The following is a 22,120-nucleotide window of genomic DNA, read 5'->3' as shown; positions in this document are numbered from 1 at the left end:
CGATGCTGTTCACCACCCTCCTCCTCTCGCTGCGCGAAATCCGCCGCCACATCCTGCGCTCGTTCCTGACGACCCTGGGCATCATCATCGGCGTCGCCGCGGTGATCACCATGGTGACGCTGGGCAACGGCGTCTCCGCCTCGGTGCAGGCATCGATCAGCTCGCTCGGCAACAATACGCTCGCCGTTTTTCCGGGCGGGGGGCGCGGACGGGGTGGCAGTACCCCGCCGCCCAGCTTCGAGAATGCCGACATATTGGCGATTCGCCAGCAGGTGAGCGGCGTCCGGGCGGTCGCCCCGCAGGCCTCCTCCTCGGCGCTGGCCGTGCGCAATGCGCAGAACTGGACCGCCTCCGTCACCGGCACCACCAACGACTATTTCGATGCACAGAAACTCGAATTCGCCGGCGGCCGTCGCTTCACCGATGCCGAGCAGAGCGCGGGGAAATCCGTCTGCGTGATCGGCGACACGATCCGCGCCAACCTGTTTGCCGACGAGGATCCGGTCGGTGAGCGCTTCCGCCTCGGCACGGTGAGCTGCGAAGTGATCGGCGTCCTCAAGAAGCGCGACAATGCCGGGTTCAGCGATCCCAACTCCACCGTATTGCTGCCGCTCAAGACCGTGCAGCGCCGTTTCGTCGGCAACCAGAACGTGCTGGCGATCCTGGTCGCGGTTGCAGACGGCTATGAGCCGTCGGCCGTCAAGCAGTCGCTGACGGGTCTGCTACGCGAACGCCGCCACTTGAGCGCTGGTCAGCCCGACAATTTCGACATCTTCGACACCGCGGAATTCGCCGCTACGGTACGCAACCAGACGCAGCAGCTCACCCTGTTCGTCGCAGCCATCGCGGCGGTGAGCCTGCTGGTGGGCGGCATCGGCATCATGAACATCATGCTGGTGTCCGTCACCGAGCGGACCCGCGAGATCGGTATCCGCCTCGCGATCGGGGCGCTCGGCAAGGAAGTGCTGCTGCAGTTCCTCGTCGAGGCGGTGGCGCTGTCGTGCCTGGGCGGGCTGGTCGGCGTCGGCCTCGCCTTCTTCGCCTCCTGGGGCCTGGCGGCGCTGGCCCAGCTGCCCTTCCAGTTCGACCTGTCGATCAACCTGGTCAGCTTTGCGATCTCTGCGCTGATCGGCATCGTGTTCGGCTTCTTCCCGGCGCGGCGCGCCGCGGCGCTCAATCCGATCGACGCCTTGCGGCACGAATAGCCGCGGCCGCTTCGCGCCCGCGCAGGTCTTCCAGGTCCTGCCGGGTATCGATGTCGACCAGTTCCTCGGGCCGCGTGATGACATGGTGGCCGCGCAAGATCAGCGTCCGCGCGCCGGCGTCGCCCTCCAGGCTCCACAGCTCGGCGAAATGGTCGCGGCCGATCAGCGCCGGGGGCATCGGCTGGACGCCGTCGCTGGAGGCGACCAGGGTCGCGCCATTGTCCGATCGGTCGAACAGCCGGTAGCAATGCGCAACGGTGACGCGCGGCATGTCTGCCAGTGCGATCAACACCGCTTCTGCTCCGGCCTGCTCCGCCGCCTGGACGCCGTAACGCACCGAACGCGCCTGGCCCTGCGACGGATCGGGGTTCTCCACCACCTGGAACCCGCGCGACGTGAAATCGAGCGTCGTGTCCGACACCACGGCGACGCGGGCGAGGAACGGGATCTTCTCCAGCGCGGTCACCACGTGGAACGCCAGCGGATGACCGAGATATTCCTCGGTCAGCTTGTCGCCGTCGGCAAAACGCTCGGACTTGCCCGCGGCGAGCAGGACGAGCGCGGTCTTTTCAGGAGTCAGCATGGAAGGTCTTCACCATGGCGGCAGCGATGGACAGGGCGATCTCGGACGGACCGATCGCCCCGATCGAAAGCCCCGCCGGTCCTTCGATCCGCGCGAGATCCTGCGCAGAGACGCCCGCGGCGCCAAGTCGTTCCAGCCGCGCCGCCTGGCTGCGCCGCGAACCCAGCGCCGCGACATAGCCGGTGGGGTGCGCCAGCGCAGCGATCAGCGCGGCATCGTCGATCTTGGGATCGTGGCTCAGCGTCACCACCGCCGTCGCCGGATCAGGCTTGAGCGCCGTGACCGCCTCGTCGGGCCAGCGGTCGTCGAGCGTCACGCCGGGGAAGCGCTCCTCGGTGAGGAAGCGTCCGCGCGGATCGATCACCGTGGTCGCGATGCCCAGCTCGCGCGCCAGTCCCGCCAGCGCCTGCGCGATCTGCACCGCCCCGACGATCAGCAGCCGCCGGGGGGGATCGTAGCGGTTGACGAAGCCCGAGCCGCCGATCGCGCTCTGCCGGGTGGTGAGATCGGTGCCGACTTCGATCGGACGACCCTCCGCACGGGCCTCGCGGATCGCATCGAACAGCTCGGGCGGGAACCCGTTGGCGGCGACTGGCTGGACCAGCACCGCGATCTGCCCGCCACAGGGCAGTCCCACTTCCCACGCCGCCGCATCGGCGACGCCATAGTCCTTCACCACAGCGGGCGCGCCGGCGATCACCTCGGCGGCGGTCTGCAGGATGTCGGTCTCGACGCAGCCGCCGGAGACCGATCCTTCGAAGCGGCCGTCCTCGTGCACCAGCAAATGGCTGCCGCGCGGGCGCGGGGCCGAGCCCCAGGTGGTCACCACCGTCGCCAGCGCCATCTTCGCGCCGCGCCAGGCCTCGGCCGCTGCCAGCACGCCGTCATTGTCCGCCACTTGTCGCGCTCCCGTCACATCCGCTTTCTACCCGCCTAGCCGAAGGAGAGTTTCGTGACGAGACTGATGTTATTGGCCATGGCGCTGCTGGCGCCGAGCGTCGCTTTCGGACAAGGTCATCCCATGCAGAAGCCCATGCCTCGTATCGTCGTGATCGGCCATCGCGGCGCCAGCGGCGAGCGGCCCGAGCACACATTGCTCTCCTATCAGCGCGCGATCGACGTCGGCGCCGATTTCATCGAGCCCGATCTCGTCCCCACCAAGGACGGCGAGCTGGTCGCCCGGCACGAGAATGCGATCACCGACACGACCGACGTCGCAGCGCATCCCGAATTCGCGGCCCGCAAGACGACCAAGACGATCGACGGCCAGACGATCACCGGCTGGTTCACCGAGGACTTCACCCTCGCCGAGCTCAAGACGCTGCGCGCCAAGGAGCGGCTGCCCAAGCTCCGCCCCGGCAACACCGCCTATGACGGCCAGGCCACGATCCCGACGCTCGACGAGATCATCGCGCTCGCCAAGAAGGAGTCCGCGCGGCTGCACCGCACGATCGGCATCTATCCCGAGACCAAGCACCCCAGCTATTTCGCCTCGATCGGGCTGCCGCTGGAGGCGCGTCTGGTCGCCAAGCTCAAGGCGGCCGGCTGGGACCGCGCCGATGCGCCGGTATTCATCCAGTCGTTCGAAGTGAACAACCTCAAGCGGCTCCACACCATGACCAAGGTCCCGCTGATCCAGCTGATGGCGGGCAGCGAAGGGCCGGCCGACCACGCCTATGCCAGCTACAAGGAGATGGCGACGCCGGAAGGGCTGAAGGCCGTTGCGGAATACGCCACCGGCATCGGCCCCGAGCTGACCCAGATCATCGCCAAGGACGGCACGCCCTCGACATTGGTCGCCGATGCCCATGCGGCAGGCCTGAAGCTCCACCCCTGGACCTTCCGCGCCGAGAACTTCTTCCTGATGCCCGCCTATCAGGTCGGCACCGATCCGGCCGCGCATGGCCGGCTGGCGGAGGAGATCACCGCCTTCCTCAAGGCCGGGATCGACGGCTTCTTCACCGATTTCCCTTCCATCGGCGTGCCGGCTCGGGATAAGTTCCTGACATCCAACGGCAAGTAAGGCTTACCCCGATGCGCATCCTCCCCGTTCTGCTGATGTTGCCGCTGCTCGCGGGGGGATGCGTGGTGAAGACTGCCGCCAATGTGGTGACGCTGCCGGTCAGGGCCGGTGCCAAGGCGGTCGACTGGACCACCACCAGCCAGGAAGAGGCCGATCGCAACCGCGGCCGGGAAATGCGCAAGCGCGAGAAGGAATGCCGCAAGCATCCCGAGCGCTGCCAGAACGCGCAGCGCTAGGGGCATTCGGCTCAGTCCGGCTTGCCCACCGCTTCCTCGACCAGGTCGGCCATGCGCCGCTGGTCCGACAGCGAGGGATGGAAGTTGCAGGCGGTAAGCGCCAGCGTCGGCACTTCCACTGCCTTGACGTTCGTCGCCGCGGCTACGGCGCGCACGTCGGCGACGAAATTGGCGGCGCCCATCAGCAGGAACCGTGCGCCGGGATTGGCCTGCTGCAACCGGCGGACGAACGCGACATAGGTCGACCGATAGTCGGCCCGCAACGCCGCCTCGTCCTTCCACGCCTCGCCACCGTGCACCGGGGTCGAGAAATCGTTGGTGCCGAGGTTGATCACGATCAGCTGCGGCTTCCAGTCATCGGCGGCAGCGGGCGCGGGCTCGCCGGGGATCGAGCGGGAGTAGAGTAGCGGCATCGTCTCGCCGGGATTGCCGCCGGCATAGTTGCGCACCACCCCGCGCCCGGAAAAGGCGATCACGCGGTAGTCGGCATCCCATTTCTTCGCGAGCAGCGGCCCGAAGGCGAGCGACGTATTGGTCGTGTCGTGCACCGCATCGGGGGTGCAGGTGCGGCTGTCCGAGGTGTCGCCATAGCCGACGCTGTGCGAGTCACCGATGAACTCCACCCGACGCGCGCGGGAAATCGGCGACAGCGGCGTGCCGTTCGTCGTGATGCCCAGCATGCGGCTGTAGCCCGACTGCGTCTCGGTCAGCTTCTCGACGCGGATGACATGCTCGCCGTCCGCCAGCCCATCGAACCGGCGTTCGACGCGGCCGGGCTTCTTCAGCACCGCACGCTCAACGCCGTCGATCAGGATGGCAAGATGGTCGATGCCGGCCTCTATTGAGACCGTCACCGCCGTCCCCTTGAACCGCCCTTCGAAATAGACGCCCGGCCAGCCGAAGCGGCCATCTTCGGTCACCCGCCCGCCGGCATGCAGCGGCACAGGGGTTTCGGCAGGCGCAAGCATCAGCGCGGCGGCAAGGGCTAGGCGAAGCATGGTGCCCGCCTAGCAACCCGCCGGGCGCGCGTCAGCCCCAGAGACGCTCGCGATAGGCCTCGAAGCAGCGCGCGCCGCAGCGCAGCCGGATCAGCGCCCCTTCGGCCATCGCGGTCGCGCGGCGCGGATCCTCTTCCACCGCGGGACGGATCGCCTCGCGGTTCCAGTCCTCGCTGTGCTTGATGTCGAGCACCGCGTGCAGCGTGAAGTAGCGCGCTTCCTTGGGGCTCAGCCCGACGCGCTTCAGCCCCTCGGCAGTCGCGGCCGATCGGCCCGGCGCGGTCAGCTCGATCACGCCCAGCGCGCCCACCGAATGCCAGGCATAGCGGCGGCTGCTTGCCATCGCGGTCATCGCATTGGCGAGGCACAGGCTTTCCCACACGGTGTTCTCGATCACCGGTGTCACTGCCAGCGTCTCGACCAGCGCGTCGAGCATCGGACCGTGCATGCCCTTCTCGGTGCCATGGCCCATCTCGTCCCAGTAATTGCGGGCGAGTTCGAGCTTGGGCCGGGTCGGCAGCTTGACCTGCGTCATCGCGACGAGATCGTCGAACCCCGCCTCGCCGGCGGCTTCCTGCTCGAAGAACCATCGAAGCTGGTCTCGGTCGGCCTGTTCGGCAAGCCAGGGGAAAAGCGGGTCGCCCTGCCCAGGACCGGTCGCCTTCAGCCCCTCGAACCAGTCGATAAAGCCTTCCACGTCGGTCGGCGCCGCAGCCGCCTCTTCGATCACCTCGGCACGCAGTTCCTCGAGGAACGCGCCCTGCAGCCGCTCCATGCGGACGTCGCGCTCGAACAGGCGCTGCCAGTCGTCGGACGGGAAGCCGGGTTCCAGCCGCTCCCGGTTCCAATGGGCGAGGCCGCGCTGGAAGCTGTCGGTCAGAAACTGCGAACGGATGCGTGGCGCGAAATCGCGCGCTAGCGTTGCCATGGGAAAACTCTCTCCTGCTTGGCCGCCTAAACCCCCGGGCGAAGGGGGGAGTTCCGGGCGATTCAACCAGATCAACCACTTGGCAGTCGTTGATCTGTCATGTTCGGCCAGAAGAACGCGGCTCTAGGTTGCGCATGCGCAAGGTGCATCCACCCAACCCAAGTAGGTAATTGCAACAATTGCACGCGGCTCGATAGGGCTGCATCGCCGCCAATGATGCAGACCCCGAGAGGATCCATGAGCCGAATTGCGTACCCGGGACTGGCCGCCAAGGTCACCACCGCCGAACACGCCGCCTCCTTCATCGCCGATGGCATGACGGTGGGGATGAGCGGCTTCACGGGCTCCGGCTATCCCAAGGCGGTGCCGATCGCGCTCGCCGCGCAGATCGAGGCGGAGCATGCCGCCGGCAAGCCGATGCGGCTGAAGGTGTGGACCGGCGCCTCCACCGGGCCGGAGCTCGATGGCGCCCTCGCCTGGGTCGACGGCATCTCGGCGCGCCTGCCCTATAATTCCGATCCGATCGCCCGCGAGAAGATCAACGCGGGCGAGATGGACTATGTCGACCTCCACCTCAGCCAGGTCGCCCCGCTCGCCTGGGAAGGGTTTCTCGGGCCGCTCGACGTCGCGGTGATCGAAGTCGCCGGCATCCGCGAGGACGGATCGCTGATTCCCTCCTCCTCGGTCGGCAACAACAAGACCTGGCTCGATGTCGCCAAGCGGGTGATCCTCGAGGTCAACAGCTGGCAGAACCCGGCGCTGGAGGGGATGCACGACATCTATTACGGCACCGCGCTGCCGCCCAACCGCGTGCCGATCCCGCTCACCGCGCCCGACCAGCGCATCGGCCAGCCGACGCTGCGCTGCGATCCGCACAAGGTGATCGCGGTGGTCGAAACCAACGCGCCCGATCGCAACCTGCCCTTCGCCGCACCGGACGCGAGCGCACTCGCCATCGCCCAGCACCTGATCGAGTTCTTCCGCCACGAAGTCGGCAAGGGCCGCCTGCCGCCCTCGCTGCTGCCGCTTCAATCGGGGGTGGGCAATATCGCCAATGCGGTGCTCGCAGGGCTGCTGACCGCGCCGTTCGAGAACCTCACCGCCTATACCGAGGTGCTGCAGGACGGGATGCTGGACCTGCTGGCGGCAGGCAAGCTCCGCATGGCGAGCTGCACCGCCTTCTCGCTGAGCCCCGGCGCGGCCGAGCGGCTCAACCAGGATCTCGACCGGTTCCGCGACCGGATCCTGCTGCGCTCGCAGGAGATCAGCAACCACCCCGAAGTGGTGCGCCGCCTCGGCTGCCTGGCGATGAACGGGATGATCGAGGCCGATCTGTACGGCAACGTCAATTCCACCCACATCATGGGTTCGCGCATCCAGAACGGCATCGGCGGATCGGGCGATTTCGCGCGCAACGCCTATATCTCGATCTTCATGTCGCCCTCCACCGCCAAGGGCGGGGCGATTTCGTCGATCGTGCCGCATGTCAGCCATGTCGATCACATCGCGCAGGACGTGCAGATCGTGGTGACCGAGCAGGGCCTTGCCGATCTGCGCGGACTCGCGCCGCGCAAGCGCGCCGAGCAGGTGATCGAGCGCTGCGCCCATCCGAGCTACAAGCCGATGCTGCGCGACTATTACGAGCGGGCGCTGGCCGGCAGCTATGGCAAGCAGACACCGATGCTGCCGGGCGAGGCGCTCGCCTGGCACCAGCGCTTCATCGATACGGGATCGATGCGGTAAAATTCCGTAGCGGCAGTTCCACGAGCAGCGCCCTTCTCGCGACCGCGCTATCGCAGCGGAAAATCGCGGCGATCCGCGTCGCGTGAAGGGGATTTCGCGCGTGGCTGCAGGCAACGCACCGCCCATTGAAGTCGATCCGCTGGAGCAATCGATCCGGCGGCGAGTGGTGCTGGCCACCATCGCCATCCTGCTGATGATGGTCGCGCATATCGTCGGGCCGCTCGTTCGCAGCGAAGATTCGAAGGTGGTCGATCTGTTGACGGAGTTCGGCAGCGCCATCACCGCGCTGTTCCTCCTGCTGCTCGGCACGCCGAAAATCCTGCGGGCACTTCGCGAACGGCGCGAGGATGCCGCCATCGCCCATGCAGAGCGGATGCAGGTCAACCATCTGTTCCGCATGACCGAGCTGCTGCAGAGTGCCAATGGCTATGGTGATGCCAATGCGGTCCTGGGCGCGACAATCGATTCGCTGCTCGAGGGCTTTGGCGGCGCGCTCTATGTCTTCAACAACTCCCGCGATCGGCTGGAGCTTTCAGCCACCTGGAACTGGCCGGAAAGCGACACGCTGCGGCCGATGCTGATGCCGTCGCAATGCTGGGCGCTGAAACGCGGCAAGGCCCATCTCAACGCCGACACGCAGGGCGCGCTTTGCTGCGAACACCATGTCGGTGCGGCGACGGTGCTGGAACTGCCGATGAGCGCGCATGGCGAAATTCGCGGCATGCTGAAGATCGGCACCGCCCGGCCCGATGCCGCGGCGCAGCTGGCGCGCATACAGCCCATCGCCACGGCGATCGCCGATGCGATGTCGCTCGCCATCTCGAACATCGCCTTGCGCGAGACGCTGCGGACCCAGGCACTGCGCGACCCGCTGACCGGCCTGTATAATCGCCGCTACATGGAGGATGCGCTGACTCGGCTGGCCGCGCTGGCCGAACGCACCGGCACCCACCTTTCGGCCATCATGATCGATCTCGATCACTTCAAGAAGCTCAACGATCAATTCGGCCATGCCGTGGGCGACACGGTGCTGCGCGAGGCGGCAAGGCAGATCGTGGGCGCGCTCCGCGTCTCCGATGTCGCTTGCCGCTATGGCGGCGAAGAACTGCTGGTGATCCTGCCCGAATGCAGCTTGAACGAAGCCAGGGCCAAGGCGGAGGTGCTGCGCGAGCGTATCGAGGCGCTGTCGGCCGTGCATGGCGCGGCGATCTCCGCCTCGCTGGGCGTCGCCTCCCTGCCCGAAAGCACGCGCACCATCGCGGACCTGCTGCCGATCGCCGACGCTGCGATGTATCAGGCCAAGGCGGCGGGACGAAATCGCGTCGTCGCGGCACCTGCGCAGGAATCGCCGATGTTACCCCTCGCCGCGGAGTGATCCCGGGCGGGCTTCCGTACGCAGCTTTGCTCGGTTAAGCCTTAAGAATGCAGGGGACCTTTCAGCGCGCCGCGCTCGCACTCGCCGCCACGTCGCTTCTCGCGGCGCCGCTCGCCGCCCAGACCGGCTATGAGCATGCCGATCCGCTGGTCGGCACCGGTGGCGAGGGCCACACCTTCCCCGGCGCGGTAGCGCCCTTCGGCATGGTGCAGCTGAGCCCCGATACCGATACCGGCTGCGCGATCCGCGAATGCTACGGCCATGCCGCGGGCTATCGTCATGGCGACCTGACCATCCAGGGCTTCTCGCTGACCCATTTCTCGGGCGCCGGCCATTCGGACCTGGGCGATTTCCTGATCGCGCCGGTTGCGGGCGACACCGTATCGCTAGAGCCTGGCGATCCCAAGAAGCCAGGCTCGGGCTATCGATCGCGCTTCGCCCATGCCGACGAAGTCGCGCGGCCGGGCTACTACGCCGTCACCCTGCAGGATCAGGGCGTCCGCGCCGAGATGACCGCAGGCACCCGTGTCGCGGTCGAGCGCTACGCCTTCCCGGCCGGCAAGGCCGCGCACCTCGTGCTCGACCTGCGCAGCTCGCTGTACAACTATCCCGGCAAGATCCTCTGGTCCTCGGTGCGCGTCCGCCCCGATGGGACGATCACCGGCGCCCGCGAGACGCGCGGCTGGGCGCCGGCCCGCAAGCTGTTCTTCGCGATCCGCCCCTCGGTCCCGCTCAAGGACCACGCCTTCGTCGATACCGAGGGCAAGGTGCCGTACCGCGGCTTCCAGGGACCCGGGCGCGGTGACGATGGCGTCGCCCAGCTGCAGGGCCGCTCGATCGTCGCGCGTCTCGACTTCGGCGTGCTCGATCGGCCGCTCGAACTCCGTGTCGCGCTGTCGAGCGTCGACGAGGATGCCGCGCTTGCCAATCTTGCCACCGAGGCCGGCGATTTCGACGCCGTCCACGCCCGCACCACCACCGCGTGGAAACAGGCGCTCGGCGCGATCGACGCGCAGGGCAGCGACACCGCGCTCCGCAACTTCTACTCGGCCTTTTACCACACGCTGATGGCGCCCAGCGTCTTCTCCGACGCCGACGGCCGCTATCGCGGGCCCGACGACCAGGTCCACCAGGCCGAGGGCTTCACCTTCCACTCGACCTTCTCGCTCTGGGATACCTTCCGCGCCGAGCATCCGCTGCTGCTGCTCGTCCAGCCCGAGGCGCGAAACCGCGACATCATCAAGTCGCTGATCGCCAGCCAGCAGAGCAGCCCCTTCGGCATCCTGCCGGTCTGGCAGTTCCAGGGGCGCGAGACCTGGACGATGATCGGCTATCACGCCGTGCCGGTGATCGCCGACGCGTACCTCAAGGGCCTGCGCGGCTTTGACGGCAAGGCGGCGCTCGACGCGATGGTCGCCAGCGCCACCTACGGCCCCTATGGCGGGCTCGACTGGTACCAGAAGCTTAGCTACGTGCCGATCGACAAGGAGCCGGAAGCCGCCTCCAAGACCGTCGAATATGCCTATGACGACTGGACCATCGCCCGCATGGCGCGCGCCATCGGCAAGGACGATCTCGCCGCGACGTTCGAGAAGCGCGCGGGCAACTGGCGCAACAGCTTCGACGTGAAGACCGGGTTCCTGCGCGCCCGCAAGAGCGACGGCGCCTATCGCACGCCGTTCGACCCCACCGCGATCAACTATGGCTCGGACTATACCGAGGGCAACGCCTGGCAATATTCGTGGTTCGTGCCGCAGGACCAGGCCGGGCTGTTCCGCCTGATGGGCGGCGACGCCGCGGTGGTACGCAAGCTCGACGCGATGTTCGATTTCGACAATTCCAAGATCGACTACAGCCATGCCGAGGACATTGCCGGGCTGATCGGCCAATACATCCATGGCAACGAGCCCAGCCACCATGTCGCCTATCTGTACAGCTATGCCGGCCAGCCCTGGCGGACGCAGGAGCGGCTGAAGCAGATCGTCGACAGCCAGTACAAGCCGACGCCCGATGGCCTCGCCGGCAACGACGATCTCGGCCAGATGTCGGCCTGGCTCGTGTTCACGATGCTCGGTTTCTATCCGGTGGCGCCGGGGTCGAACCAATATGTGCTGGGGCGGCCGTTTCTGGAGCGCGCGGCGTTGACGCTGCCCAACGGCAAGCGCTTCACGGTGTCTGCGCCGGGGCTGTCGGAGGCGAACCGCTATGTCGGCAGCGTGACGCTCAACGGCCGCAAGCTCGACCGGCAATATGTGACGCACGAGGAACTGATGCGCGGCGGCGAACTGCGCTTCGCAATGCAGGCAGCACCGAACCGGGCGGCGGTGCCGGTGGCCGGCCGGCCCTATTCGATGTCCCGCTGATCCTCTTGCGCCGAGAGGGGCGGCGCTTTCGCACCTCCCTCGTCATCCCCGCGAAGGCGGGGATCCATTGGCGCTGAAGGTGCGGTTCTTTCCCCCAGCGCCTAGGGCAATGGATTCCCGCTTTCGCGGGAATGACGATGATATTTGAGGCGAGGCCTGCCCTCCCCCGCGCGGGGAGAGGGTTTCGTCCTCAGCCGTCGCCCACGCGCTCGATATCCGCGCCCACCGCCTGCAGCTTCTCTTCCAGCCGCTCATAGCCGCGGTCGAGATGATAGACGCGGTTGACCTGCGTCTCGCCCTCCGCCGCCAAGCCGGCTAGGATCAGGCTCATCGAGGCGCGCAGGTCGGTCGCCATCACAGGGGCGCCGGTGAGCTTCTTCACCCCGCGCACGATCGCGGTGCGGCCATGCACCTCGATGTCCGCGCCCATCCGCGCCAGCTCGGGCACGTGCATGTAGCGGTTTTCGAAGATCGTCTCGGTGAGCGTGCTCGCCCCGTCCGCCTTGCACAGCATCGCCATGAACTGCGCCTGCATGTCCGTCGCGAAGCCCGGGAAGGGTGCGGTGTTGAGCGTCAGCGGGCGGATGCCGTTGTTGGCGGCGATGCGCACGCCGTTGGCGGTTTCCTCCACCGTGATGCCGGCCTCGACCAGCGCATCCAGCGTCGCGCGCATGTCCTCGGCCGAGGCGCCGACCAGTTCGACGTCGCCGCCGGTGATCGCCGCGGCGCAGGCGTAGCTGCCCGCCTCGATGCGATCGGGCATCACCGCATAGGTGGCGCCGTGCAGCCGGTCGCGGCCGTCGATTTCCAGCGTCTCGGTGCCGATGCCGCGGATCACCGCGCCCATCGCGACGAGCAGGTTGCACAGGTCGACGATCTCGGGCTCGCGCGCCGCATTCTCCAGCACCGTGGTGCCGCGCGCGGTCGCCGCTCCCATCAGCGCATTCTCGGTCGCGCCGACCGAGACCACCGGGAAGCGGAAGCGCCCGCCCGAGATACGGCCGCCGGGCGCAGTCGCCTTCACATAGCCGGCGCTGATCTCGATCTCGGCGCCCATCGCCTCCAGCGCCTTGAGGTGGAGGTCGATCGGGCGATTGCCGATCGCGCAACCGCCGGGCAGCGATACCGTCGCCTCGCCTTCGCGGGCGAGCAGCGGGCCAAGCACCAGGATCGAGGCGCGCATCTTGCGCACGATGTCATAGGGCGCGACCGTCGAGGTCAGCCGGCTGGCGCGCACCGAGAGCACCCGGCCGAATTCGTTGGGGCGCGTGCCCTCTACCGAGGTCGATGCACCAAGCTCATTCAGTAGATGTCCGAAGCTGTCGACATCTGCCAGACGTGGCAGGTTGCGCAGCGTGAGCGGCTCGTCGGTGAGCAGCGCGCACGGCATCAGGGTAAGGGCGGCGTTCTTCGCCCCGGAAATCGCGATCTTGCCGGCAAGTCGGTTGCCGCCACGGATGAGGATACGGTCCATGGCGAGCTTCTAGCCGCTCTGCGCGCCCGCGCAAGCGGTGGGCTGCTGGAGGGGCTTGATCGATTTTAATGCGCTGTTTCCGTTGCGCTGCTTTGCAGGAGGAGCCCGGGGGAAAGTGCAGAGCGTGTCATCCAGTTGTTTTGCCGATGTTTTGAGCGAGTTCATCGCGCTCACGCCAAGGGAGCGCGAGGCGCTGGATGCGCTCGAGCTGCGCCAGCGCCATGTCCGGCGCGGGGCGATTTTGCAGCGTGAGAACGAACCTTGCGGGGAATTGTTCATACTCCGCAAGGGGCTGATGATGAGCTATGTGCTGCTCGACGACGGCAGCCGGCAGATTCTCCGCTTCCTGTTCCCGGGCGACATGCTCGGCATCTCCTCGGCGATTTATCACGAGGCACCCGAGACACTCTGCGCCCTTTCGGACACGGTGGTATGCCCTTTCGACCGCGCGACGCTGTCCGGAATCATGCAGGAACATCCCCGGCTTTCGGCGATGATCCTAGTCTACAGCCAGATCGAGCGGGTGGCGCTCACCGATCGGCTCGCGGCACTGGGGCGCACCAGCGCCAAGGCGCGCGTGGCCGCGCTGCTGCTCGACCTGCGCAACCGGCTGCGCGCGACCGACAAGTCGATCGACCGCGCCTTCCCGCTCGGGCTGACCCAGGAGGAGATCGGCGACGCGACCGGCCTCACCGCGGTGCACGTCAACCGCATGCTCCGCCAGCTCGAAGAGGAGGGCATGATTGCCCGCGAGGGCGGCCGGGTGACGCTGCTCGATCGCGGCGCGCTGGCGGGGGCGGCGAACTACGTCAATCGCTACGAAGGGCTCGACCTGCGCTGGCTGCCGCCGGCGCGGTGAGACCGGGAAATCGGCTCCCCGCCCTTTCCACCCTGGTCGCGTCATTCCCGCGAAGGCGGGAATCCATTTGCCAGGACGCTGGGGGAAACAACCGACGATTCAGCGCCAATGGATCCCCGCCTTCGCGGGGATGACGGCTGAGGACGTAGGCGAAAGCGCCTATGCCTTCTCCAGCGTGCACTGCAGCGGGTGCTGGTTCTGCCGGGCGAAATCGATCACCTGCGAGACCTTGGTCTCGGCGACTTCGTAGCTGAACACCCCGCACACGCCCACGCCGCGCTGGTGGACGTGGAGCATCACCTGGGTCGCTTCCTCGATATTCATCCGGAAGAAGCGCTGCAGCACCAGTACGACGAATTCCATCGGGGTATAATCGTCGTTGAGCATCAGCACCCGATAGGGTGTCGGCTTCTTGGTGCGGGTGCGGGTGCGCGTGGCGATACCGACCGCGTTGTCGTTGCCGCGATCATCCTGGTCGCCGTCCTCGGCCATCCGAATCTGTGTTGTACGAAGCTCGACCATAGGCGTGGCAAAATATGTCGCACTGCCCCCAAGGGCAAGGCATGCCGAGGTACCTTTGGCATTTTGTCGCAATGAAAAAGGGGCGATCGCCGCAGCGACCGCCCCCAAATTCATTTATTCCGGATCGGCAGCGCCGATCAGGCGGTGGTCTTCACCTTCTCGACCGCAACCGCGAAGCGGTTCGAGATCGGCTGCGCGGCGTCGCCGGCGAGCTTGATCATCGCTTCGGTATGCTTCGAGGCTTCGGCGACATAGGCGTCGAAGGCGCCGCGCATGTAATCGCTCTGCAGCTTGAAGAAGTCGGTCGGCGACTTGACCGAAGCGAGGTTCTTCATCGCGGCAGTCGCGCTCTCGAACGAACGGCGGCTATAGTCGGCAGCTTCCTGGCCGAGATGCTCGAAGCCCTTGGCGGCGATGCGGCCCGACTCGACGAGCGCTTCGATATTGCCCTTGGCGAACTCGTTGGCTTCTTCGACCAGCTTGGTCGACTTCTCGACGGCGGCCTTGGCGCGCTCGTTCATGTCGGCGAAAGCGGTGTGGGCCTGGGTGGTCGCGTTTTCGTAGGTGGTAGCCATGATGGTCGTTTCCTTCGCGGTGCTGGTGGTGACCGCCGGCACGACGGTCTCTGCGGCTTCGATCACCGGTTCGGCCACGGCCTCGGCCGTTTCCGCGGGGGCGGCGATCGCTTCTTCAACGTCAGTCTTCACTTCCTGCGGTGCAGCGGTTTCGGCCGGCGCCGGTACCAGGGCCGCGGCCGGGACGATCGTCTCGGCGAGCGGAGGTACGGGCGGCGGCGTCACCGCGGCAGCTTCGGCCATAATCGCGGGCTTTGGAGCACCGCGGGCCGCCATTTTGGCGGCGGGTTTGGCCGTCGTCTTGGGTCCCTTGGACATGTGACTAGCTTCCCTGCCTATTGCTGCACCGCAGCATATAACGGGATGGCGTCAGATTTGCAAGACGTCATTGTGCACTGCACAAAAAGTTACAAATCGCTCAATTTGAGAACAATTTCTCAGCGCATCTTAACATAATCGCCTGGGGCTTCCGCAACCGCACAAAGGTTTCCGCTCCCTGGAATCCGCGCGCCGTTCACCGCAACTTTGGCACCGCTTACCGCGCGCAACCAGTCGAGCCAGTCGGGCCACCAGCTTCCGGCATGTTCCGTCGCATTTTCCAGGAACGAATCGAGCGACTCGGCAGGATCCTGATTGGTCCAGTATTGGTATTTTTTAGCAGACGGGGGGTTTATTACACCTGCGATATGGCCGGATCCCGCTAGCACGAACTTGTGCGGCCCGCGGAAATGTTCGGTCAACTTCCACACGCTTTTGGCCGGCGCGATGTGATCTTCGCGGCCGGCCTGGATGTAACTGGGCGTCGTCACCTTGGAAAGATCGACCGGGGTGCCGCCGATGCGCAGCGCGCCGGGCGCGATCAGCTTGTTGTCACGATAGAGGTCGGTCAGATAGCTAAGGTGCCAGGCCGCCGGCAGGTTGGTGACGTCCGAGTTCCAGTGAAGCAGGTCGAAGGGCGCATATTCCTGCCCCATCAGATAGTTGTTGGCGACATAGTTCCAGATCAGGTCGCGCCCGCGCAGCAGGTTGAAGGTCGCCGCCATGTAGCGCCCGTCGAGGAACCCCTCGGCACTGAGGCTGCGGATCATCGCCAGTTGGTCGTCATCGACGAACACGCGGAGATCGCCCGCCTCGGTGAAGTCGACCTGCGCGGTGAAGAAGGTCGCGCTCGCCACCTTCTCCGCCTGCTGGCGCGCGGCGAGCACCGCCAGCGTCGCCGCCAGGGTGGTGCCGGCGACGCAATAGCCGATGGTGTGGACGCTCTCGACGCCGAGCAGGTCGCGCACGGTGTCGATCGCGTCGATCTGGCCGCGCTCGACATAATCGTCCCACACCACATCCTTCATGCTCGCATCGGCCGAGCGCCAGGACACGACGAACACGGTGATCCCCTGCTCCACCGCCCAGCGGATGAAGCTCTTCTCCGGCGTCAGGTCGAGGATGTAGAAGCGGTTGATCCAGGGCGGGAAGATGATCAGCGGGGTCTCGAGCACCTCCTCGGTCGCCGGCGAATACTGGATCAATTCGTACAGCGGCGTACGCTTGACCACCTTGCCCGGCGTCATCGCCAGGTTGCGGCCCAGCTCGAACGCGCCCGCGGCGGTCTGCGTCATCTGTCCCTTGGCGATATCCTGCAGCATGTTCTGCAGTCCCTTGAGCAGGCTCTCGCCCTTGGTCTCGACGATCTTCTCGATCACCTGCGGGTTCGTCGCGGGGAAGTTGGTCGGGCTGATCGCATCGATGAAGCCCTGGGTCGCGAAGCGGATCTGGTCCTTCTGCCGACCATCGACATGCTCCAGCGCCTCGACATTCTTGAGCAGGTGATCGGCGATGACGAAATAGCTCTGCCGAAGGAAGTCGAACACCGGCTCCTCGCGCCATTGCGGCGCCTTGAAGCGCTTGTCGCGCGCCTGCTCGGGCGTTTCGACGAAGGGCTCGGCATGGGCGGGGTCGAGGAAACGCTGCCACAGCTGCATCGTGTCGGCCCAGAAATCGGCGCTGGCGCGCATCGCCGGCGTGGGATCGAGCAGCATCCCGAAGGGCGGCGCGGCCGGCACATGCTCCATCAGGTCCAGCCCGTGCTCCAGCATCATCTGCTGCGCCCGACCCAGCACCCAGGTCCAGTGCTGCAGGTCCTCTAGGCGCGGCAGGGTGGGCGTGAGCGTGTCGGGCATTTGGTCCTCTCCTTCGCCCCGCCTTAGCGCAGGCAATGCAATGCGTCATTCCCGACTTGGTTATTATGGCGTAGAACGACGGCACGACACAATTTTGTGTCGCATGCCAGAACCCTTGAAAGTCGAGGAAATGTCCGAAGAATTCTACCGCATCAAGCGCTTGCCCCCCTATGTCATCGCCGAAGTGAACGCGATGCGGGCGGCCGCGCGTGCGGGTGGAGAGGACATTATCGATCTCGGCATGGGCAACCCGGACCTGCCGCCGCCCGACCATGTGATCGAGAAATTGTGCGAAGTCGCCCGCAAGCCCGACGCGCATGGCTATTCGCAGTCCAAGGGCATTCCGGGCCTGCGCCGCGCCCAGGCCAATTATTATGGCCGCCGCTTCGGCGTGGAGCTCGATCCCGAGACCGAAGTGGTGGTGACGATGGGCTCGAAGGAGGGCCTCGCCAGCCTCGCCACCGCGATCACCGCGCCGGGCGACGTGGTGCTGGCGCCGAACCCGAGCTACCCGATCCATACCTTCGGCTTCATCATCGCCGGCGCGACGATCCGCGCGGTGCCGACCACGCCCGACGACGCCTATTTCGAGAGCCTCGAGCGCGCGATGAACTTCACCGTGCCGCGCCCGTCGATCCTCGTCGTCAACTATCCGTCGAACCCGACGGCGGAGACGGTCGATCTCGCCTTCTACGAGCGGCTGGTCGCCTGGGCGCGCGAGAACCAGGTGTGGATCCTCTCCGACCTCGCCTATTCGGAACTCTATTTCGACGGCAAGCCGACGCCGTCGATCCTGCAGGTCAAGGGCGCCAAGGACGTCGCGGTCGAGTTCACCTCGCTGAGCAAGACCTACTCCATGGCCGGCTGGCGGATCGGCTTCGCGGTGGGCAACAAGCAGCTGATCGCGGCGATGTCGCGGGTGAAGTCCTATCTCGACTATGGCGCCTTCACGCCGATCCAGGCGGCGGCCTGCGCCGCGCTGAGCGGGCCGCAGGACATCGTCGAGAAGAACCGCCTGCTGTACCACAAGCGCCGCGACGTGATGGTGGAGGCCTTTGCCCGCGCCGGCTGGGAGATCCCCTCCCCGCGCGCCTCGATGTTCGCCTGGGCGCCGCTGCCGCCAGCGCTGGCACATCTCGGCAGCCTGGAGTTCTCGAAGCAGCTGCTCACCCATGCCAAGGTCGCGGTGGCGCCGGGCGTCGGCTATGGCGAGAATGGCGAGGGCTTTGTCCGCATCGCGATGGTGGAAAACGAACAGCGCCTCCGCCAGGCCGCGCGCAATGTGAAGAAGTATCTGCAGTCGATGGGGGTCAACACGCCGGCCGCGAACGCGGGGTGATGCGCGCGGCGGAGGTTCTTCGCCCCCGCCTCGCCACCCCATCGTCATTCCCGCGAAGGCGGGAATCCATTGGGCTGACGCTTCGGCTCCATCTGTGAACGCACAGGCGAATGGATCCCCGCCTTCGCGGGGATGACGCTTAGTGTTCGGAGACGACACGCCCGCATGCGCACGCCGCACTTGCGAACCGCGCCCTGCCCGGGGCAAAGCCCGCCTCCATGTCCCGCCCCGGCTTCCCCTTCTCCACCCGCTTCCGCGTCCGCTATTCCGAGATCGACGGGCAGAAGATCGTCTTCAACTCGCGCTATCTCGAATATGCCGATGTCGGGCTCACCGAATTCTGGCGCTGGGCGGATCTCGCGGCGCTGGGCCCCGAATGGATGGAGGCGGAGTTCAACGTCGTCCGCGCGCAGGTCGAATACAAGCGCCCGTTCCGCTTCGACGATCTGGTCGAGGTGTTCGTCCGCGTCGAGCGGCTGGGCAACAGCAGCATGACGATGCGCGCCGACCTCTGCCATGCGGAGACCGGCGAACTCCATGCCGAGGTGGAACTGGTCAGCGTCCATCTCGACCTCGACACACGTCGCCCCAAGCCGATCCCGGATACGGTCCGCGCCGCGCTGCTCGCAATCGGCGGCTAGACGACGACGTCGGCAAAGGCGCCGCCCTGGGCCCTGCCCAGCTTGCGGCGCATCTCGTCTTCGATCTCCTTGCGGATCGCGGCCTGCTTTTCGGGGGCGAGCTGGTCGAACTGTTCCTGCGTCAGGTTATAGCGCTTGAGCACGGCTTCCTTGGTGCGCTCGGCCGGGCTCTTGCGGGCTTCACGGAGAAAGGCTTCGGCGGTCTCGTCGACAGGGCCGCTCGCGCTGCCATGGGTCGCGGCGGTCCCCGCCACGCCGCGCACGCCGTTGATCCCCACCGTCGAAATGCCGAACGTCATGCGCAAATTTCCCTGATGCACACGCCATTATAGAAGCATTTACGCTTCAGCGGCGGAGCGGCCCCAAGGTTACTCGGCCGCATGCGCCTCTTCGGCATCCTCCGGCAGCGCCCAGAGCAGGTCGCCCTTGCCCAGCACCCGCCCGTCCTGGGCCTGCACCGTCACCGGCGCGATCGGCTTGCCGTCCCGCGCGTCGACCAGGATCGGCGACGCGGGCACGCCGGTCTCCCAGCGCTCGCCCCATTGGCGCAGCGCCACCATCGTCGGCAGCAGCGCATGCCCCTTGTCGGTCAGGCGATACTCCACCTTGCGGCGATCGTCGGCGCAAGGGACCCGGGCGAGGATGCCATGCTCGACCAGCCGCGCCAGCCGGTTGGCGAGGATGTTGCGGGCGATGCCCAGTTCGCTCTGGAATTCCTCGAAGTGGCGCAGCCCGTTGAACGCCCCGCGCAGGATCAGGAACGACCAGCGCTCGCCCATCGCCTCCAGCGCGGCCGGCAGGCTGCATTCCCGCGCCATGGCCCGCAGCGTTTCTCGAACGGCTCCACCCATGCAGGCACCCTATCGCAAAAATGAGGGGTGGGAAACCGGCGCGGCGCAGCCCTTCGGCCACAGCGTTGCAGCTAAGCCGCGATTGCAGCTTCAAATCGGTTGCAAAAAGCGGGCCAGTGACGCCATCTAGCAGACGTGCTGCGTCAGTATGAACTTGTAGACCGGGTCCTTTCCTACGACCCCGAAGCCGATGAGGCATTGCTCAACCGGGCCTATGTCTTCTCGGTCAACGCCCATGGCACCCAGAAACGGGCCTCGGGCGACCCTTATTTCAGCCATCCGATCGAGGTGGCCGGCATCCTCACAGACCTGCATCTCGACGACGAGACGATCGCCACCGCGATCCTCCACGACACGATCGAGGACACGGTGGCGACGCCGGAGGAGATCCAGCGGCTGTTCGGGCCGAACGTCGCCCGCATGGTGGACGGCGTCACCAAGCTCTCCAAGATCGAGGCGCAGACCGAAAGCGAGCGCGCCGCCGAGAATCTCCGCAAGTTCCTGCTCGCGATGTCCGACGACATCCGCGTGCTGCTGGTGAAGCTCGCCGACCGGCTGCACAACATGCGCACGCTCCACTTCATCAAGAAGGAGGAGAAGCGCCGCCGCATCGCCCGCGAGACGATGGACATCTATGCCCCGCTCGCCGAGCGGATCGGGATGTACGAGTTCATGAAGGAGATGCAGACGCTCGCCTTCCGCCAGCTCGAACCCGAAGCCTATGAATCGATCACCAAGCGGCTGGAGAGCTTTCGCGTCGAAGGCGAGGACCGGGTGCTCAAGATCGCCTCGGGCCTGAAGCTGCTGCTGGGGCGCGGCGGCATCGAAGCGGACGTGACGGGGCGCGAGAAGCACCCCTATTCGATCTGGAAGAAGATGTCCGAGCGCCATGTGAGCCTCGAACAGCTGTCCGACATCATGGCGTTTCGCGCGATCGTCGATAGCGAGGAGGAGTGCTACCGCGCGCTCGGCGCGATCCACCGCCGCTGGCCGATGGTGCCGGGGCGGTTCAAGGATTACATCTCGACGCCGAAGCGCAACGGCTATCGCTCGCTCCACACCACGATTATGCATGCGGGCGACACCCGCATCGAAATCCAGATCCGCACGCGGGACATGCACGCCCAGGCCGAATTCGGCCTCGCCGCGCACTGGGCGTACAAGCAGAGCTCGGTCCGGCCGGACACGCAGGTCAGCTGGATCCGCGACCTGATCGAGATCCTGGAACATGCCGAGAGCCCGGAAGAGCTGCTCGAGCATACCCGCATGGCGATGTACCAGGATCGCATCTTCGCCTTCACTCCGAAGGGCGAGCTGATCCAGCTGCCCAAGGGCGCGACGCCGATCGACTTTGCCTATGCGGTGCACACCGATCTCGGCGACCAGTCCGTCGGCGCCAAGATCAACGGCAAGGTGGTGCCGCTACGCACCGAGATCGAGCAGGGCGACCAGGTGCAGATCCTTCGCTCCAAGGCGCAGGAACCGCAGCCCAACTGGCTCAACTTCGCGATCACCGGGAAGGCGCGCGCGGCGATCCGCCGCCACCTGCGCCACAAGGAGCGCGACGAGACGATCCGGCTGGGGCGCAAGCTCTACGAGGACATCGTCGCCCGCCTGCCCGTCGCACCCGGCGAAGGCGCGCTGGGCGAGGCGCTCAAGCGGCTGAAGCTGGCCGATGCGGAATCGCTGATGGAGGCGATCGCCCGCCGCAGCCTGACCGACCGGCAGGTGATGGAAGCGGTGATGCCCGGCTCGGCGAGCGGCGAGGACGACCAGCTGCCGCCGCAGCATCATGCGATCGACATCAAGGGCCTCACGCCGGGCGTGGCGTTCACCTATGCCGAGGATTGCTGCCCGGTGCCGGGCGACCGCATCCTGGGCGTGCGCAAGCCGGACCAGCCGATCATCGTCCACCGCATCGATTGCCCGAGCCTCGCCGATGTCGAAGAGGCCGACTGGGTGGACCTTACCTGGGGCGACAAGGCCGATGGCGGCGTCGCCGAGATCGCGGTGACGCTGAAGAACGAGCCCGGCGCGCTGGGCACGGTCGCGACGCTGATCGGTCAGCACAAGGCCAACATCCTCGGGCTGCGGCTGGATAACCGCGACACCACCTTCCACACCAACACGATCGACCTCGAAGTGCGCAACGCCGCACACCTGATGAAGCTGCTCGCGGCCCTGCGCGCCGCGGATGCAGTGAGCTCGGCCGAACGGGTTTGACCTGATCC

The 22,120-nt window shown here is 66.5% G+C and carries 20 protein-coding genes; 10 read left to right on the top strand and 10 right to left on the bottom strand.

The window, feature by feature from the left end; genetic code table 11:
• Positions 1 to 2: 2 nt before the first annotated feature.
• Positions 3 to 1,205 (top strand): ABC transporter permease, encoded by a 1,203-nt coding sequence (locus BM009_RS16970; RefSeq protein WP_093298010.1) that lies wholly within the window; start codon positions 3 to 5, stop codon positions 1,203 to 1,205.
• Here the strand turns inward: BM009_RS16970 and BM009_RS16965 are convergent.
• Positions 1,174 to 1,788 carry a nucleotidyltransferase family protein gene (locus BM009_RS16965; RefSeq protein WP_093298008.1) on the bottom strand — a complete coding sequence of 205 codons (615 nt, stop codon included), beginning with the start codon at positions 1,786 to 1,788 and terminating at the stop codon, positions 1,174 to 1,176. The two genes, BM009_RS16970 and BM009_RS16965, sit on opposite strands and share 32 nt — an antisense overlap.
• Positions 1,775 to 2,686, bottom strand: coding sequence for an XdhC family protein (locus BM009_RS16960; protein WP_093298007.1), 912 nt, complete (start codon positions 2,684 to 2,686; stop codon positions 1,775 to 1,777). The genes BM009_RS16965 and BM009_RS16960 overlap by 14 nt, the downstream gene beginning before the upstream one ends.
• Positions 2,687 to 2,821: 135 nt before the next feature.
• On the opposite strand from BM009_RS16960, the gene BM009_RS16955 reads away from it, so the two are divergent.
• On the top strand, positions 2,822 to 3,811 hold the full coding sequence (locus tag BM009_RS16955) for a glycerophosphodiester phosphodiesterase (protein WP_254772335.1): 990 nt from the start codon (positions 2,822 to 2,824) through the stop codon (positions 3,809 to 3,811).
• Between the two features lie 11 nt (positions 3,812 to 3,822).
• Complete coding sequence (locus BM009_RS16950; protein WP_093298004.1) at positions 3,823 to 4,047, top strand: hypothetical protein; 225 nt, start codon at positions 3,823 to 3,825, stop codon at positions 4,045 to 4,047.
• An 11-nt stretch (positions 4,048 to 4,058) separates the two neighbouring features.
• On the opposite strand, the gene BM009_RS16945 is transcribed toward BM009_RS16950, so the two are convergent.
• Together BM009_RS16945 and BM009_RS16940 are read right to left on the bottom strand one after the other, a co-directional pair.
• A complete protein-coding gene (locus tag BM009_RS16945; RefSeq protein ID WP_093298002.1) occupies positions 4,059 to 5,045 on the bottom strand; it encodes an SGNH/GDSL hydrolase family protein in 987 nt (328 codons plus the stop codon).
• A 31-nt stretch (positions 5,046 to 5,076) separates the two neighbouring features.
• Positions 5,077 to 5,973 carry an iron-containing redox enzyme family protein gene (locus tag BM009_RS16940; RefSeq protein ID WP_093298001.1) on the bottom strand — a complete coding sequence of 299 codons (897 nt, stop codon included), beginning with the start codon at positions 5,971 to 5,973 and terminating at the stop codon, positions 5,077 to 5,079.
• A gap of 237 nt (positions 5,974 to 6,210) precedes the next feature.
• On the opposite strand from BM009_RS16940, the gene BM009_RS16935 reads away from it, so the two are divergent.
• The 3 genes from BM009_RS16935 (at position 6,211) to BM009_RS16925 (ending at position 11,454) form a co-directional block, all read left to right on the top strand.
• Positions 6,211 to 7,716, top strand: a complete 1,506-nt coding sequence (locus BM009_RS16935) for an acetyl-CoA hydrolase/transferase family protein (protein ID WP_093297999.1) — start codon at positions 6,211 to 6,213, stop codon at positions 7,714 to 7,716.
• A gap of 100 nt (positions 7,717 to 7,816) precedes the next feature.
• On the top strand, positions 7,817 to 9,091 hold the full coding sequence (locus tag BM009_RS16930; protein WP_217644215.1) for a GGDEF domain-containing protein: 1,275 nt from the start codon (positions 7,817 to 7,819) through the stop codon (positions 9,089 to 9,091).
• 47 nt (positions 9,092 to 9,138) lie between these two features.
• Positions 9,139 to 11,454 (top strand): GH92 family glycosyl hydrolase, encoded by a 2,316-nt coding sequence (locus BM009_RS16925; RefSeq protein WP_093297998.1) that lies wholly within the window; start codon positions 9,139 to 9,141, stop codon positions 11,452 to 11,454.
• A gap of 190 nt (positions 11,455 to 11,644) precedes the next feature.
• Here BM009_RS16925 and murA read toward each other — a convergent pair whose 3' ends face one another.
• Entirely contained in the window at positions 11,645 to 12,928 is a 1,284-nt protein-coding gene (gene murA, locus BM009_RS16920; RefSeq protein WP_093297996.1) for a UDP-N-acetylglucosamine 1-carboxyvinyltransferase, read from the bottom strand.
• Between the two features lie 151 nt (positions 12,929 to 13,079).
• On the opposite strand from murA, the gene BM009_RS16915 reads away from it, so the two are divergent.
• A complete protein-coding gene (locus tag BM009_RS16915; protein ID WP_093297995.1) occupies positions 13,080 to 13,787 on the top strand; it encodes a Crp/Fnr family transcriptional regulator in 708 nt (235 codons plus the stop codon).
• 159 nt (positions 13,788 to 13,946) lie between these two features.
• Here the strand turns inward: BM009_RS16915 and clpS are convergent, their stop codons facing one another.
• The 3 genes from clpS to phaC form a co-directional block, all read right to left on the bottom strand.
• Positions 13,947 to 14,279, bottom strand: a complete 333-nt coding sequence (gene clpS, locus BM009_RS16910; RefSeq protein ID WP_064310916.1) for an ATP-dependent Clp protease adapter ClpS — start codon at positions 14,277 to 14,279, stop codon at positions 13,947 to 13,949.
• A 167-nt stretch (positions 14,280 to 14,446) separates the two neighbouring features.
• A complete protein-coding gene (gene phaP, locus BM009_RS16905; RefSeq protein ID WP_254772334.1) occupies positions 14,447 to 15,127 on the bottom strand; it encodes a phasin family protein in 681 nt (226 codons plus the stop codon).
• Between the two features lie 194 nt (positions 15,128 to 15,321).
• Positions 15,322 to 17,058: a PHA/PHB synthase family protein gene (gene phaC, locus BM009_RS16900; protein ID WP_093297992.1), complete on the bottom strand. Its 1,737-nt coding sequence runs from the start codon at positions 17,056 to 17,058 to the stop codon at positions 15,322 to 15,324.
• A gap of 130 nt (positions 17,059 to 17,188) precedes the next feature.
• Between phaC and BM009_RS16895 the strand changes: the two genes are divergently transcribed.
• A complete protein-coding gene (locus BM009_RS16895; RefSeq protein ID WP_093298197.1) occupies positions 17,189 to 18,397 on the top strand; it encodes an LL-diaminopimelate aminotransferase in 1,209 nt (402 codons plus the stop codon).
• Between the two features lie 218 nt (positions 18,398 to 18,615).
• Positions 18,616 to 19,038: an acyl-CoA thioesterase gene (locus BM009_RS16890; RefSeq protein ID WP_093297991.1), complete on the top strand. Its 423-nt coding sequence runs from the start codon at positions 18,616 to 18,618 to the stop codon at positions 19,036 to 19,038.
• Here BM009_RS16890 and BM009_RS16885 read toward each other — a convergent pair.
• Positions 19,035 to 19,337, bottom strand: coding sequence for a hypothetical protein (locus BM009_RS16885; protein WP_093297989.1), 303 nt, complete (start codon positions 19,335 to 19,337; stop codon positions 19,035 to 19,037). The genes BM009_RS16890 and BM009_RS16885 overlap by 4 nt on opposite strands.
• Before the next feature lie 69 nt (positions 19,338 to 19,406).
• Positions 19,407 to 19,856: a winged helix-turn-helix transcriptional regulator gene (locus tag BM009_RS16880; protein WP_254772333.1), complete on the bottom strand. Its 450-nt coding sequence runs from the start codon at positions 19,854 to 19,856 to the stop codon at positions 19,407 to 19,409.
• A 168-nt stretch (positions 19,857 to 20,024) separates the two neighbouring features.
• On the opposite strand from BM009_RS16880, the gene BM009_RS16875 reads away from it, so the two are divergent.
• Entirely contained in the window at positions 20,025 to 22,112 is a 2,088-nt protein-coding gene (locus BM009_RS16875; protein WP_093297986.1) for a RelA/SpoT family protein, read from the top strand.
• The last annotated feature ends 8 nt before the right edge of the window (positions 22,113 to 22,120 follow it).

The sequence above is a fragment of the Sphingomonas sp. NFR04 genome, from assembly GCF_900114095.1.
Taxonomy (GTDB): Bacteria; Pseudomonadota; Alphaproteobacteria; order Sphingomonadales; family Sphingomonadaceae; genus Sphingomonas.
Note: the sequence above shows the minus strand (reverse complement) of the source record. Positions and strands in the feature narration are given on the sequence as shown.